Below are 14,704 nucleotides of genomic sequence, written 5' to 3'. Positions count from 1 at the left end.
CCCGTCCGATCTCCTGACGCGTACGGCTCCCACCCCCGGAGATGGGGGCGGGAGCCGTACCCGCACACTTTGTCACGCGCCGCCTCGGCCGGGCGCCTACTCGACCGTGACGCTCTTGGCGAGGTTGCGCGGCCGGTCGACGTCGCGGCCGAGGGCGACCGCGGCGTGGTACGCGAAGAGCTGAAGCGGGATCGTCAGCAGGATCGGGTCCAGCTCGGTCTCGTTCTTGGGCACCACGACGCAGTCGTCGGCCGCCTCCGCGGTCCGGTGACCGATCATCAGGATGCGCCCGCTGCGCGCCCGGATCTCACCCAGCGTGGTCAGGTTCTTGTCGAGCAGCTCGTCGTCGGGGACGATCGCCACGGTCGGCAGCTCTTCGCTGATCAGGGCCAGGGGACCGTGCTTGAGCTCGCTCGCGGGATACGCCTCGGCGTGGACGTAAGAGATCTCCTTGAGCTTCTGCGCGCCCTCACGCGCCACCGGATAGCCCCGGACCCGGCCGACGAACATCATGCTGGGCGACTGGGCGTACTTCTCGGCGAGCGTCTTGATGTGCTCGTCCAGCTTGAGGATCTGCTCGATCTGCTCGGGCAGCCGGCGCAGGCCCTCGCAGATGCGCCGGCCGTCCGCCGGGGAGAGGTCGCGTACCCGCGCCAGGTGCAGGGCGAGCAGCGCGAAGGACACCGCGGTCGAGGTGAACGCCTTCGTCGAGGCCACCGACACCTCGGGCCCCGCGTGGAGGTAGAGACCGCCGTCGCACTCGCGCGCGATCGCGCTGCCGACCGTGTTGACGATGCCCAGCACCCGGCCGCCCTTGCGCTTGAGCTCCTGGACGGCGGCGAGCGTGTCGTAGGTCTCCCCCGACTGGCTGATCGCGACGTAGAGCGTGTCCGGCTCGACGACCGGGTTGCGGTACCGGAACTCGGAGGCGGGCTCGGCGTCCGCGGGGATGCGGGCCAGCTCCTCGATGAGCTGGGCCCCGATCTGCCCGGAGTAGTACGCGGAGCCGCAACCGATGATCTTCACGCGGCGGAACGACCGGGTCTCCCTGGCGTCCATGTTGAGCCCGCCGAGGTGGGCGATGTGGAAGCGGTCGTCGATGCGGCCGCGCAGCGTGCGGGCCACCGTCTCGGGCTGCTCGGAGATCTCCTTAAGCAGGTAGTGCTCGTAGCCGCCGTTGTCGTAGTGGCCGGTGTCCCAGTCGACCGTGAAGGGCTCCTTCGCGGTCTCCCTCGCGTCGCTGGTGAACGTGTGGAAGCCGTCGGCCCGCAGCACCGCCAGCTCGCCGTCCTCCAGGTGGACGACCTGCCGGGTGTAGCGGACCAGCGCGGCGACGTCGGAGGCGGCGAACATCTCCTTCTCGCCGAGGCCGAGGACGATCGGGCTGCCGTTGCGGGCCACCACGATCTCTCCGGGCCGCTGCGCGTCGATGACGGCGATGCCGTACGTGCCGACGATGCTCTTCAGCGCCCTGCGGACGGCGTCGTCCAGGGAGTCGGTCTCCTTGACGGTCCGCGCGATCAGGTGGCAGAGGACCTCGGTGTCGGTCTCGCTCTCGAAGGTGACACCCTCGCCTTCGAGACGCTGCCGCAGCGCGTCGGCGTTCTCGATGATCCCGTTGTGCACGACGGCGATCCGCTGCTCGTGGTCCAGGTGCGGGTGCGCGTTGACGTCGCTCGGCACGCCGTGCGTGGCCCATCGTGTGTGCCCGATGCCGCACGCGCCCTTGAACCGGGCCGGTACGGCCTCCGCCAGGTCGGCCACGCGACCCTTGACCTTGCGCATCTTCAGCGACTTGCCGTTGACCACGGCGAGGCCCGCGGAGTCGTAGCCGCGGTACTCCAGTCGCTGGAGTCCTTCGAGCAGGATGGGGGCCGCGTCCTTCGACCCGACGTAAGCGACGATTCCGCACATATCCGCTCCTATCCGTAGACGATCCGGCGCAGCTGGCGTAGAGACAGCTCCGGTGCCGCGACGCGCCTTCCCGAGAGCTCTGCCGAGATCTTCGGAAAGATCTTGTCGTTGGAGAACCCCTTCGACTTGAGCTCACCGTGACGGCGTCGCACGTAGTCGTCCACGGGCTCACCGAAGTAGGTGAGCACGTCGGCGACCACACGCGCCGCCTCTCCGGGACCGAGCGCGGTCGTCCGGGTCAGATGAGCGATGAGGTCCTCATGGGGATGCCGTTGCGTCGACACAGAGCAGGACCATACGGACGGTGGATGCAGGACACCAAGTTTCGTGCCCGAAATCGGGCAGGATCAGTATCTCAGAGCCCTCCGCGATCGCCGTAAGCGGGTTCTCGACCTCAGCCGACCAGGGCGGTCCGCCAGCGGAGCAGGCCGTTCGCCAGGCAATGCGGGGCCCGCGCGCGGATTCCACCGGCCGGGAAACGGATGGTCACCGATTCGGCGCCGTCGGCGGCCGTGGTTGCACAGGTAAGGGCCGGAAGGCGATAGAGTCTTCCGCGTGGCCGGGAGTTCTCCCGGAAGACACGCGGAAGTGGCTCAGTGGTAGAGCATCACCTTGCCAAGGTGAGGGTCGCGGGTTCGAATCCCGTCTTCCGCTCGGGTTCGTCGGCGGGCACCTCGTGTGCAGACGACCTACGATCCTGGTGGAGTGGCCGAGAGGCGAGGCAGCGGCCTGCAAAGCCGCGTACACGGGTTCAAATCCCGTCTCCACCTCTAGCGGATGGCACGGGAACCCCGTCTGATCCGCTAAAGTAAAGAAGGCGTCGCCGAGGGAAACCTCGGAGATCGCGCGGAAGTGGCTCAGTGGTAGAGCATCACCTTGCCAAGGTGAGGGTCGCGGGTTCGAATCCCGTCTTCCGCTCGCAGTTCCTGCACGGACGATTAGCTCAGCGGGAGAGCGCTTCCCTGACACGGAAGAGGTCACTGGTTCAATCCCAGTATCGTCCACCACAGTTACCCCAGGCCAACGGCCTGGGGTTTTCTGTTTGAACACCTTCCGAACACGTCGCTCCCTCGCGAGCCACCGATTCGAAACGTACCGGGGCACACTCGGCCAAACAGGCGCAGCCGCCACGTTCAACAAGACCTTCGGCTCATCCGCTGGCCGCCTGGTGCGGCGGCGTTCCTGCGGCCCGGTACGACAGCAACCCGGGGGATTTTTGTACATTTCCGGGAGATATGTACTGCTTCCGCCGCGCAAGATCTGTAAAGTGCCTCACAAAATAATGTCCGCGTGAACCCTGGTCGTGACGCGGAACGCGTCGCTGTTGGGGTGGACATGGAGGGTCGTACGGCCGGGCCAGCCGTACCAGGTGCTCCCACGCCTCTGGTCGGGCGGCGGGACGCGCTGGCCGCCCTGCGGGACGCGCTCGGCACGAGCGGGCGGGACGGATTCCGGTTCCTGGCGCTGGCGGGTGACCCCGGAGTGGGCAAGACCCGGCTGCTCGGCGAGCTCGCCACGATGGCCGCTGACCTCGGCCGCGTCACGATGTGGGGCAGGGCCGCCGAGTTCGAGCAGATGATGCCGTTCAGTCCGCTGGTCGACGCGCTCGACGACCACCTGGAGACCCGGCGCCAGGAGATCGCCGACACCCTCGGCCCGGCGACGGCCCGGCTGCTGGCGACCGTGTTCCCCGCCCTCGCCCCCCACCACGCCGGAGACCATCGGGAGCGGACGCACTTCGGGGAGTCCGCCGAGCCGTACCAGGACCGGAGCGGCACCGGGCACGGCGCGGAGCAGAACGCCACGGAGCAGAACGCCACGGAGCGGCACGGCACGGAGCGGCACGGCACAGACCGGAGTGGCCTCGCGCGCTATCGGCTCCACCGCGCCGTGCGGCAGATGGTGGACACGCTGTCGGGACCGCGCGGGCTCGTCCTGATCCTCGACGACGTGCACTGGGCCGACGAGAGCTCACTGGAGTTCCTCGACCACATCACGCGCCACCCGCCCGCCGGGCCGGTGCTGCTCGCCGTCGCCTTCCGTCCCGCCCAGGCCCCGCCCCGGCTGGCAACGCTCCCCCTGGGCGCGGGCGTGCGCGGCCACGAGATCACGGTCGGCCCGCTCGCGCCCGACGAGGCCGAGGAGCTCCTCGGCCCGCGGTTCAGCAAGGGACGCGGCCGGACCCTGTACGAGGCGAGCGGAGGCAACCCCTTCTATCTGGAGGCCCTGGCCAGGATGGAGGAGGGCGCGCTGGGAGCCCCGGGGGCGCTGCCGCCGACCGTGCTCGCCGCCCTCCAGGTCGAACTGGGCGAACTGTCGACCGGCGCCCTGCTGGTGGCGCAGGGCGCGGCCGTCGCAGCCGACGAGTTCGACCCGGACATCGCCGCCGTCGCGGCCGAGATCCCCAGGGACGCCACGCTGGACGCCCTGGACGAGCTGGCCCAGCGCGACATCGTCCGGGCGCACGGCGGCCGGTTCCGGTTCCGGCATCCGCTGGTCCGGCGTGCCGTCTACGAGTCGGCGGCGGCCGGCTGGCGGGTGGGCGCGCACGCGCGGATCGCCGCCCGCCTGGCCGCGGTCGGCGCGCCCGCCGTCGCCCAGGCGGGCCATTTGGAGCGGTCCGGGTCCTTCGGGGATCGGCGCGCCGTCGAGGTGCTGGTCGAGGCCGCCCGCGCGGTCGCCGCGCACGCGCCCGCCACGTCCGCGCACTGGCTGCAGGCGGCGGTACGGCTGATGCCCGACGATTCCGGCACCCGCGACTCCCGGATGGAGCTGCTGCTGGAGCTCAGCCGGGCCCAGGGCGTCAGCGGGCGGCTGGCGGAGGGCCGGGACACGGCCCGCGAACTGTTGCGGATCCTGCCCGCCGACGACTACCCGCGCAGGGGCAGGGCGGCGCGGCTGTGCGCGCTGATGGAGCGCCAGCTCGACCGCCCGCACGAGGCCCGCGCGCTCCTCCTCGACGAGCTGGGCCGGATGCCGAACCCGCGGGCGGCCGCCGCCGTGCCGCTGCGGATGCGGCTGGTGGCCGAGAGCCTCATGCGCGTCGACTTCGACGCGGCGCAGGCCGTGCTCGACCTGATGCCGGACGCCGCGGAGGGCTGGGAGCCCGGCCTGGCGGTGGCGGTGGCGGCGCTGCGGCCCATGCCGGCGTACGCGGCGGGCCGCAGCGCCGAGGCCGTGCGCTACGCCGAGACGGCCGGGCGGCTGATGGCGGCCGCGCCCGACGACCATCTGGCCGAGTGGCTGGATGCCATCTCGTGGCTGTGCTGGGCCGAGATGAACCTCGGCAGGCACGGCGAGGCGTTGCGGCACTTCGACCGGGCGGCGGGGGTGGCCGACGCGACCGGGCAGAGCTACATCCTGACGAATCTGCTGGCCGGGAAGGCACGGACCCTCGTGATGACGGGCCGGCTGGCCGACGCCCTGGCGACGGCGGAGGAGTCGGAGGAGGAGGCCAGGCTGCTGGACTCCGGGCAGCAGCTCGTCTTCGCGCTCACCCAGCGCTGCCTGGCCGCGTCCTGGGCCGGCGACGACGAGGCGGCGATCCTCGCCGGCGAGGAGGCGGTACGGCGCGGCGTCGGCGGCGGCGAGGTGTGGGGCGCGATGGCCCGGCACGCCCGGGGGCAGGCTCTGATCAACACAGGTCGTCTGGAGGAGGGCGCGGAGGCCGTGCTGGACGCCTGCGACAGGTTCTCCGCGCCGCGCCTGGACCGGGGCACGCTGCTGCTCTCCTGCGAGACGCTGGCGCAGGTGTCCGCCGAACTCGGCCGCCCGGAGCAGGCGACGGCCTGGGCGGACCGCGCCGCGGCGATGGACGATCCCCATCTGCCCGCCTTCTCGGGGCTCGTCCCGCTCGCCCGGGCGCACGCGCTCCGGGCGCGGAAACCGGCCCGCTCCGCCGCGGCCGCGCGGGAGGCGGCCGGTCTGCTCGCCGCGGCGGAGCGGCGGCTCGACGCCGGGCGAGCCCTGCTGGCCGCCGGTCTGGCGCATCTGGAGGCCGGGGAGCGGGCGCGGGCGCGGGAGGACCTGAAGGCCGCGGCGGCCGCCTTCGACGCGTGTGGCGCGCGGAACCTCAAGGCGCGAACCGACCGCGAGCTGCGCCGCCTGGGTGTCCGGGTGGCGGGCGCGCCCCCGGGGAAGGGGGGCGCACCGTTCGGGCTCTCCCCGAGGGAGCTGGAGGTGGCCCTGCTGGTCGCCGACGGGCTCACCAATCAGCAGGTCGCGCAGCGGTTGTTCCTCAGCGTCAGGACCGTCGAGACCCACCTCTCGCGGGTCTTCGCCAAGCTCGACGTCTCGTCGCGGGTCGGCGTGGCGACGGCCCTGAGCCGCCCGAGCTGACCCGGCGGAGCCGAGCGGGAGCCGCGTGTCCCCTGAGTACCACCTGTGCGGGACAAGTACGGGTTTTCCACGATGCCGCCGACATGTGCGGCATTGGGAACATAAACGCCGTCAAGGAGGGGTAACGAGATGGACCACAACATTCCGCGTTTCACGCTGGACGGTGTGTCCGGCGCGACAGTGTCGGTCCACCCGTTCACGACCGAGGACGATCTCGGGCTCACGCTGACCCGGTATCTCGACCCCGGGCCGGGCTCCTCCGAGGGCGACGTCGTGCTGCTGATCCACGGGCTGACGTCGTCCAGCGACATGTTCATCATGCCGGAGCACACGAACCTGGTCAGGTTCCTGCACGGCAACGGGTTCGGGGACGTCTGGGCGCTCGACTTCCGGATGAGCAACCGGTTCCCGTACAACGTCGAGACGCGCAGGCACAGCCTGGACGACATCGCGCACTTCGACCACCCGGCCGCGTTGCGTGAACTCCGCCGCCACGTTGGGGCGCGGCGGATCCACGTGATCGCGCACTGCCTGGGGTCGGTGTCGTTCCACATGAGCCTGTTCGGGGGCGCTCTTGACACCGTCGAGGACGGTCCGGGTGGTGGCGTCGCCAGCCTGGTCGCCAACAGCGTCGGGCCGATCCCACGGGTGCACCCGTGGGCGCGGCTCAAGCTGAAGCTCGGCCCCGCCCTCCTGGAGCACGTCCTCGGCCTGCCCTGCCTGGACCCGCGGTTCGCCGACGCGCCACCGCTCTCCCGGCGCCGCCTCCTGGCCGGGGCCGTGTCACTGGCCCACCCCGAATGCCGGGAGCCGGCCTGCCACATGCAGAGCTTCATGTGGGGCAGCGGCCGGCCCGCGATGTACCGGCACGGGAACCTCCGCCCGGAGACGCACGTCCACGAGCGGCTGGCCGACCTGAACGGCGCCGCCGGCCTGCATTACTACCGGCACGTCGCGGCGATGGTGGCGGCCGGGCGCGCGGTGCGGCTCGATCCGGGCGACCCGCGGCACGCCGGGCTTCCCGGCGACTATCTCGGACATCACCTGGCGAACCCGGCGCGGCCGGGAACGCCGATCCTCTTCCTGACGGGCGACCACAACGACGTGTTCACCGATTCCAACATCGTCGCGCACCGGATCCTGGAGCGGGTCGCGCCCGGCCGGCACGAGCTGGAGATCCTTCCCGGTTACGGGCACATCGACCCGATGATCGGAAAGAACGCGCACGTGGACGTGTTCCCCCGGATCCTCGACTTCCTGAAGCGGCACTGACGTGGAACATGTGGACGCCGTCGTCGTCGGCTCCGGTTTCGGCGGCTCGGTCGCGGCCTACCGGCTCGCCGAGGCCGGGTTGTCGGTGGTCGTACTCGAACGCGGCCGGCCGTACCCGCCGGGGTCGTTCCCGCGTAGCCCGTCCCAGATGGGCCGCGCCTTCTGGGACCCCGCCGAGCACCTGTACGGCATGTTCGACGTGTGGAGCTTCCGCGACTGCGACTCGGTGGTGGCGAGCGGCCTCGGCGGCGGCTCGCTGATCTACGCCAACGTGCTGCTGCGCAAGGACGAGGACACCTTCGTCCACGAGGAGCCGCTGCCGGGCGGCGGGTACGAGTCCTGGCCGGTGAGCCGGGCCGACCTCGACCCGCACTACGACGCGGTGGAGCGCATGATCGGCGTGACGCCGTACCCGTTCGACCGGCCGGCCTATTCGGGCACGCTGAAGACCGGGGCGATGCGGGACGCGGCGGCCGAGTTGGGCCTCGACTGGCGGCTGCCGCCGCTGGCGATCAGCTTCGCCCCCTCCCCCGGTGCGGAGCCGGGTCTCGGCCTGCCCGTCGTGGACCCGGAGTACGGCAGCATGCACGGCGTGCTGCGCCGTACCTGCCGGTTGTGCGGCGAGTGCGACATCGGCTGCAACGACGGCGCCAAGAACAGCCTCGACCACACCTATCTCGCCGCGGCCCGGCATCATGGCGCCGACCTGCGCACCCTGCACGAGGTCAAGACGATCAGGCCCTGGCACGGGAGCGGGCATGGGAGCGGGCAGGGCGGTCACGGGGGCCGGCAGGGTGACGGGCATCGCGGCGGCTACGCGGTCGACTACGTGCGGCACGACCCCGCCGATCCGGCCGGGCGCGTCACCGGAACGATCACGTGCGACCGTCTCGTGCTGGCCGCCGGCACGCTCGGGACGTCGTACCTGCTGCTGAAGAACCGGGCGCATTTCCCGGGCCTGAGCGGGACCCTCGGCACCCGGTTCTCCGGCAACGGCGACATCCTGTCCTTCCTGCTCAGGGCGAGGGACCGCAGCCGGACGATTCCGATCAGCGCCAGCCATGGGCCGGTCATCACCAGCGCCATCCGGCTGCCGGACGGTGAGGGAGGCCGTGGGGCGTACATCGAGGAGGGCGGCTACCCGGGCTTCGTGGACTGGCTGGTCGAGGGCGCGGACGTACGCGGCGAGCTGGGCCGGGTGGCCCGGTTCGCCGTCGACCGGCTACGCGCGCTGGCCGGACACGACACGAACATGTCGGCGGAGATCGCCGCGCTGATCGGGTCGGGTGACCTCTCGGGCAGCTCGCTGCCGCTGCTCGGCATGGGCCGGGACGTGCCGGACGGCGTGCTCAGGCTGCGGGACGGGCGGCTCGACGTCGTCTGGACGGCCGAGACGAGCGAGGAGTACGTCCGACGGGTGCGGGCCGCCATGCGGCGGATCGGCCATGTGCTCGGGGCCGAGTACGCCGACAGCCCGGCGTGGCACCGCGACCGGACCATCACGGTGCATCCGCTCGGCGGGGTGCCCATGGGCCGCCACCCCGGCGAGGGGGTGTGCGACGCCCACGGCGAGGTCTTCGGCTTCCCCGGCCTGTACGTCGCGGACGGCGCGGCGATGCCGGGGCCGGTGGGGGCCAATCCGTCGCTCACCATCGCGGCCCTGGCGGACCGCATGTGCACCCGCCTGCTGGAGGCCGGGCCACCGGCGCTCCCGGCGGGCGGTGTGGGGGGAGGCGCGGCGTGCGACCGCCCGGACGACCCGGCCTGTCTGGGCGGCCCGGGCGAAACGGGCGGTCGCACGTCGCTGTCGTTCGTGGAGGAGATGCGCGGTTTCCTCGCCCCCGGCCTGACGGATCCGCGCGAGCTCGACGGCATGCCCGAGGGCGGCCGGTTCGCCTTCCGGCTGACCGTGACCGCCGACGACGTGAATCGCTTCCTGGCCGAGCCGGAGCATCCGGCGCGGGCCGAGGGATGGATCGACGCCGCCATGTGCGGGGGCCGGCGTCCGATCGAGCGGGGCTGGTTCAACCTCTTCGCCCCGGGCGACCGCCCGGGGCGCAGGGAGATGCGCTATCGGTTGCAGTTCACCGACGGCCAGGGCCGGCCTCGCACCCTCGTGGGCTGGAAGGACGTGCGTCCCGGCCCGCCGACCCGGGTCTGGCCGGACACCACGACGATGCTCGCCCGGCTTCTCGACGGCCGGGTGGCCGAGGGCGAGGACGACACGGCGCCGGTGGTCGCGGCGGGCACGCTGCACATACTTCCGTCCGATCTGGCCAGGATGCTCACGACGTTCCGTACGGAGGGGCCGGGGGGCGCGGCGGCGCTGGCCAGGTTCGGCAGGTTCTTCCTCGGCGAGCTGTGGGAGGTCTACCGGCCGCGCCACGGGTCGTAGTCGACCTCGAGCGGCTCCTGGGCGGGCCGCTCCGCCTCGGGGACGTGCTGGAGGTTGACCCGGATCCGCGTCCAGGTCGAGCTGCGGCCGCGCATGGAGTCGACCAGCACGTCGGCTGGCCGGAGCAGGCGGGCGACGCCGGGGTGGCGGGCCTTCCAGCGCTCGAAGCCGACCATGGCCTCGTCCACCGTCCCGGCGCGGGCGATCTCGATGAGGGGCTTGACCGGCCGGCGGCGGCCTTTGACCTCACCGGCCTCACCGACATCCTCGGCCTTCTTGGCATCCTTGGCCCTCTTGGTGCCTATGGAGTCCTCGGCGCCTTCAGCGTCTTCAGCGTCTTTGGAGTCCTTCGAGTCCTTGGCGGGCGACGGTCGGGGTCCCTGCGCCTCGGCGAGCTCGAGCAGCGCGTCCAGCGACCCGGCCGTCCCGTCCATGGGCGCCCAGGGGTCGCCGGCCGCGGCCAGCCGCTCGGGGACCGTGATGATCGTGAACGCGTCCGGGCGGCACCGCTCCACCTCGTCCCAGCCGAGCGGCGTGGAGACGTGTCCGGTCGGCCGCACGGAGTAGGCCGAGGCGACGGTCCGGTCCCTGGCGTTCTGGTTGTAGTCCACGAAGACGCCCTGCCGCTCCTCCTTCCACCAGCGGCTGGTCGCGATCTCGGGGGCGCGCCGCTCCACCTCGCGGGCGACCGCCTCGGCGGCCCGCCGCACCTCACGGAACGTCCAGCGGGTCGCGATCCGGGAGTAGACGTGGAAGCCGCGCGAGCCGGACGTCTTGGGCCACGCGGCGAGGCCGTGGTCCTCCAGCACGTCCCTGGCGTGCAGTGCGACCCGGACGATCTGCTCCCACCCGACGCCGGGCACCGGGTCCAGGTCGATCCGCAGCTCGTCGGGGTGGTCGAGGTCCGCGGCGCGTACGGGATGGGGGTTGAGGTCGACGCAGCCCAGGTTCACCGTCCAGAGGAGGTGCGCGAGGTCGCGGATGACGACCTCGTCGGCGCTGCGCCCGGACGGGTAGGCGAGCTCGGCGACCTCGATCCACTCGGGCCGTTTCGCCGGCGCCCGCTTCTGGAAGAACGGCGGGTCCTCGACGCTGTGGACGTACCGCTTGAGGATGACCGGGCGGTCCGCGACGCCGCGCAGGGCGCCGTCGGCCACCGCCTGGTAGTAGGCGACCAGATCGCCCTTGGTGTGTCCCGTCCGCGGGAAGACCACGCGGTCCGGGTTGGTGATCTTCACTTCCCTGCCGTCGAGTTCGAGCACCATGCGGCCACGATACGCCGCGGGCCCGCCCCGGCCCCGGCCACGGAAGACGGCCGGTCGCAGGGCGGACGGATCAGAGCGGCACGCCGAGGATGACCCGGCCTCCGGGCTTCTCCGCGATGGTCCAGACCGTGCTCTTCCCCCGCCACACGGTGAGGTCCTCGGGCCCCTTGGGGTAGTTGCGCTCCTCGACGGGCTGGCCGGGGAGCGCGGTGAGCAGCCGGTCGTTCGGCCCTGTGCCACCGGACTGGCTGAAGTACCAGCGCCCCTTGTAGGACACCGCGCCCTGGATCTTCTGGCCCGGGCTGTTGTACGCGTCCACCGGCACGGCCGTCCCCTCTTCGTCGGTCGCGAGTGAGCCGTCGGCGGCGAGCGCCCAGCGGACCACGCGCCCGGTGCCCGAGGTGAGGTACTCACCGGACACGAGCAGCACGGGATCCGCGCTCCGGTCGAGCGTCGCGAACGAGAACCTCGCCCCCAGCGCCTGGTCGCAGGACCACATGTCCGACTGGGGCAGCGTGAACGAGTAGCCGAAGAGCCCGCCCTCGCAGAGGTTGCGCAGGTCGAATACCCGCAGGCCGCCCGTGGTGTCGGGCACGTAGAGCAGGTTCTTGTACCAGGCGAGCCCGCCCGCGTGCACGTTGATCGGCACGGGGTTCCCGGCGGCGTCCGGCTCGACCAGCAACACGTGGGCGTACTTCAGCGTGGCCACGTTGAGGAAGCTGACCCGGATCCCCCTTTCCGGCTCGGCCGCGGGGTCGGGTTTCCAGTACCAGCTGATGGCGAACGCCGCCGGGCTGCTCAGCCCGGCGTCGGAGCCGCAGGACAGACCCTGGGGGTACCACTTCTCGGTGATGTCGTCCTTGGCGTCGAGGCGGAACCAGTCGGTCGCGGCCACGCCCTTGAGCGCGGCGGCCGGGCGCCTGCGGGTAGCCACCCGGGACGCGGTCTCCAGGACCCGTCCCACCGTGGTCCTGGTGCGCGATTTGAGGAACGCCGCGAGGGCCTCCTCCCGCGCCGCCGCGCCCCCTGCGCCGCCGCCTGCGCCGCCTGTGTCCCGTCGCAGCGCGTACGGCAGGGCCGCCGAGGCTGGGAGCCGCGTCACCCGAGCCAGAGCCACCGTTCGCCTCCTCGTGTGGAGATGGCTCCCACCCTGCCGCGCCGGAGCGGGGAATATCGGCATTCGGGGGCAGCGGTCATCCATTCGTGATCGAAATCGATCGAATCGCCCCCGGAGGCCGCCCGGCTCAGCCTCCGTACCTGCGCCCTCGCGGCGCCGGTGGCGCCGGTGGGGCCGGTGGAACGGCAGACGGGCCGCCGATCAGCCCCGCCAGGGCCAGCCGGTCCAGGTTGGCCCGCTGGTCGGCGGCGACCGCTCCGAGACCCCGGCCGGTACCGGCGACGTCCTGCTCGACGACGACCCATCCCTCGTAACCGATCCGCCCGAGCGCGCGGACCACGGCCTCGATGTCGAGGTCGCCCGCGCCGAGCGGTGGGAAGACGCCGCGGCGGACGGCCTCCCACAGGTCGCCGTCCGCCGCGCGGACCCGGGCGAGCGTGTCGCGGGAGGCGTCCTTGACGTGCACCTGACGGATCCGGCCCGCCCAGCGCCCGATCGCGGCCACCGGGTCGCCGCCCGCGAGCCACAGGTGCCCGGTGTCCAGGCAGAGGGACACATCGGTGAGTCCGAGCAGCCGCTCGATCTCCTCGACGGTCTCCACGTCGGTGCCGAGGTGGTGGTGGAAGACGGGTTCCAGGCCCCGGTCCCGGCACAGGGCGGCGGCGCGAAGCACCCGGACGGCGAACCCCGGCCACTCCTCCGCGCTCAGCCGCAGCGCCGGGTCAACCGGTTCGCCCGGCCGGGCGAATCTCGCCGGGTTCGCCGGGCAGGCGAGCGTCGGCCGGGGCGCGAACCGGGGATCGTCCACGGGAACTCCGGCGAAGACGTCCAGGGCCGCGTCCAGCCCGTCCAGGTCCTCCTCGAACCCGGCGGCGTCGCCATACCGGAGGTCCACCCAGCCGCCCGCCAGGCCGAGGCCGTGCCGTGCGAGCCGGTCGGACAGCTCCGCTCCGGTCCCGAGGTAGCCGATGGGGCCGGAGTCCGTTCCGGCATAACCGGCGTCGCGCATCGTGGCGAGCATCTCGTCGGCGGCGATCGGCGCGCCCTCCGCCGTGTACACGCCGAAGTTGACCGGCGCGCTCGCGATCCTGACCCGAGTCAGCGGCCCCTGCCCGTGGGGTTCGTCGGCGCTCCCCTCCGTACGCGCCTCAGGAGTCCGGCTTACGGCGGCGGGGTCGGCGGCGGCGTCCACGGCGGGGTCCTCTCACGCGGGGTCTCTCCGTGCCCTACCCTCCGGCGCGTCCCGGCACGCGGTCCTTACAGCCCCTCGGTCTTCACGCCGTCCGTCGGCGAGCCCTTGGGCAGGCCGACGGGGAAGTGGACCAGCCGCCCCTGCTCGCGGGCGGAGTGGGTGGTGCCGGTCGCGTCGCTCACGTGGACGAGGATGCGGGTCCGGTCGCCCCAGAAGATGTCCTGGGAGAACTCGAACGGCACGCCCCGCTCGTCCGAGGTGGTGCGGGTGATGGCCAGCACCGGGACGCCCGAATCGACGCCGAGGACCGCGGCCTCCTCCTCGCCCGCCGACACCGCCTCGATGCGTTCGAGCGCGGCGGCCGGGCGCACGCCGTACTGCGCGGCGAGCAGCTCGTAGACCGAGCCGCCGAGCGGCTGCTCCAGCAGCCCGGGGAAGCGCAGCGCCGGGGAAGCGGGCCTGCTCCAGCGAGAGGGGGACGCCGTCGGCGAACCGGATGCGGACGATCTCGGTGACGAGGTCGCCGGGCTGGATCCCGAGCGCCGCCGCCGTCGGCTCGTCCGCGCCCGCGTGGTGGCGCGCACCACCCGGGACCCGCGGTGAAGCCCTGCTCGCGCAGCAGGTCGGGAACGCCGACGACGCTCGACAGGTCGCGCTCGACCTTGCTGCCGCTGACGAAGGTGCCGCCGCCCCTGCCGGGCACCCTGCGCACCGCGCCCGCCTGTTCGAGCAGGCCGAGCGCCTGGCGCAGGGTGGTACGGCTGACGCCCATCCGGGCCGCGATCTCCCGCTCGGACCCGAGCCGCTGACACTGTGACCAGGTCGTACTCCGGGCGGCCGGTGGAGTCGGTGACCGTGGACGCGGTGCGCCGGGGTGAGGTGACGCGGGACGACCTGCGCATCCCCCCGAGCCCCTGGAGGCCCAGGCGGTGGTCGCGGAGCGGCACGGCAACCCGCAGCTCGCGGCCAACTTCCGGCGGGCCGCCGAGCTGGCCCTGCTGTCCGACGAGGACGTGATGCGCGTCTACGAGGCGCTGCGCCCGCGCCGCTCCACCGCCGCGGAGCTGTCCGACCTCGCCGAGTGGCTCGACGGGCGGGGCTGCCAGCGGAACGCCGCCCTGGTCCGCGAGGCGCGCGACGTCCACGCGCGGCGGGGCCTGACGCGGTGACCCGGCTCGTCGCGGGCGTCGACGTCGGCAACGCCACGCGTC

Annotated in this window: 10 protein-coding genes and 4 tRNA genes; 8 read left to right on the top strand and 6 right to left on the bottom strand. The window is 72.6% G+C overall.

The genetic code is table 11. The features are described from left to right. Positions 1–96 precede the first annotated feature (96 nt). Together glmS and QSK17_RS28205 are read right to left on the bottom strand one after the other, a co-directional pair. Positions 97–1,914: a glutamine--fructose-6-phosphate transaminase (isomerizing) gene (gene glmS / locus QSK17_RS28210; RefSeq protein WP_285708435.1), complete on the bottom strand. Its 1,818-nt coding sequence runs from the start codon at positions 1,912–1,914 to the stop codon at positions 97–99. A gap of 8 nt (positions 1,915–1,922) precedes the next feature. Then, entirely contained in the window at positions 1,923–2,198 is a 276-nt protein-coding gene (locus tag QSK17_RS28205) for a hypothetical protein (protein ID WP_285708434.1), read from the bottom strand. A 298-nt stretch (positions 2,199–2,496) separates the two neighbouring features. On the opposite strand from QSK17_RS28205, the gene QSK17_RS28200 reads away from it, so the two are divergent. From QSK17_RS28200 to QSK17_RS28170, 7 genes are all read left to right on the top strand, one after another. Then, a tRNA-Gly gene (locus QSK17_RS28200) sits at positions 2,497–2,568 on the top strand. Between the two features lie 45 nt (positions 2,569–2,613). Then, a tRNA-Cys gene (locus tag QSK17_RS28195) sits at positions 2,614–2,684 on the top strand. A gap of 76 nt (positions 2,685–2,760) precedes the next feature. Beyond that, positions 2,761–2,832, top strand: a tRNA-Gly gene (locus QSK17_RS28190). Between the two features lie 14 nt (positions 2,833–2,846). After that, positions 2,847–2,921: transfer RNA gene (locus QSK17_RS28185), tRNA-Val, on the top strand. Between the two features lie 283 nt (positions 2,922–3,204). Beyond that, complete coding sequence (locus tag QSK17_RS28180) at positions 3,205–6,252, top strand: helix-turn-helix transcriptional regulator (RefSeq protein ID WP_285708433.1); 3,048 nt, start codon at positions 3,205–3,207, stop codon at positions 6,250–6,252. Between the two features lie 129 nt (positions 6,253–6,381). Beyond that, positions 6,382–7,524 (top strand): alpha/beta hydrolase, encoded by a 1,143-nt coding sequence (locus QSK17_RS28175; RefSeq protein ID WP_285708432.1) that lies wholly within the window; start codon positions 6,382–6,384, stop codon positions 7,522–7,524. A gap of 1 nt (position 7,525) precedes the next feature. Continuing rightward, a complete protein-coding gene (locus tag QSK17_RS28170; RefSeq protein ID WP_285708431.1) occupies positions 7,526–9,919 on the top strand; it encodes a GMC oxidoreductase in 2,394 nt (797 codons plus the stop codon). On the opposite strand, the gene QSK17_RS28165 is transcribed toward QSK17_RS28170, so the two are convergent. From QSK17_RS28165 to QSK17_RS28150, 4 genes are all read right to left on the bottom strand, one after another. After that, complete coding sequence (locus tag QSK17_RS28165) at positions 9,895–11,184, bottom strand: DNA polymerase domain-containing protein (protein ID WP_285708430.1); 1,290 nt, start codon at positions 11,182–11,184, stop codon at positions 9,895–9,897. The two genes, QSK17_RS28170 and QSK17_RS28165, sit on opposite strands and share 25 nt — an antisense overlap. 70 nt (positions 11,185–11,254) lie before the next feature. Continuing rightward, positions 11,255–12,301 (bottom strand): hypothetical protein, encoded by a 1,047-nt coding sequence (locus tag QSK17_RS28160; RefSeq protein ID WP_285708429.1) that lies wholly within the window; start codon positions 12,299–12,301, stop codon positions 11,255–11,257. A gap of 127 nt (positions 12,302–12,428) precedes the next feature. Then, positions 12,429–13,493, bottom strand: a complete 1,065-nt coding sequence (locus tag QSK17_RS28155; protein ID WP_285708427.1) for a TIM barrel protein — start codon at positions 13,491–13,493, stop codon at positions 12,429–12,431. 65 nt (positions 13,494–13,558) lie between these two features. Beyond that, complete coding sequence (locus QSK17_RS28150) at positions 13,559–13,936, bottom strand: UTRA domain-containing protein (protein ID WP_352231857.1); 378 nt, start codon at positions 13,934–13,936, stop codon at positions 13,559–13,561. A 471-nt stretch (positions 13,937–14,407) separates the two neighbouring features. On the opposite strand from QSK17_RS28150, the gene QSK17_RS28145 reads away from it, so the two are divergent. Continuing rightward, positions 14,408–14,662, top strand: coding sequence for a diol dehydratase small subunit (locus tag QSK17_RS28145; RefSeq protein WP_285708492.1), 255 nt, complete (start codon positions 14,408–14,410; stop codon positions 14,660–14,662). Positions 14,663–14,704: the final 42 nt, after the last annotated feature.

This window comes from Microtetraspora sp. NBRC 16547 (genome assembly GCF_030268965.1).
GTDB lineage: Bacteria > Actinomycetota > Actinomycetes > Streptosporangiales > Streptosporangiaceae > Microtetraspora.
Note: the sequence above shows the minus strand (reverse complement) of the source record. Positions and strands in the feature narration are given on the sequence as shown.

Coding starts and splice junctions, on each gene's coding strand:
- glmS (WP_285708435.1), bottom strand. CDS start 1,914: ATGTGCGGAATCGTCGCTTACGTCGGGTCGAAGGACGCGGCCCCCATC.
- QSK17_RS28175 (WP_285708432.1), top strand. CDS start 6,382: ATGGACCACAACATTCCGCGTTTCACGCTGGACGGTGTGTCCGGCGCG.
- QSK17_RS28165 (WP_285708430.1), bottom strand. CDS start 11,184: ATGGTGCTCGAACTCGACGGCAGGGAAGTGAAGATCACCAACCCGGAC.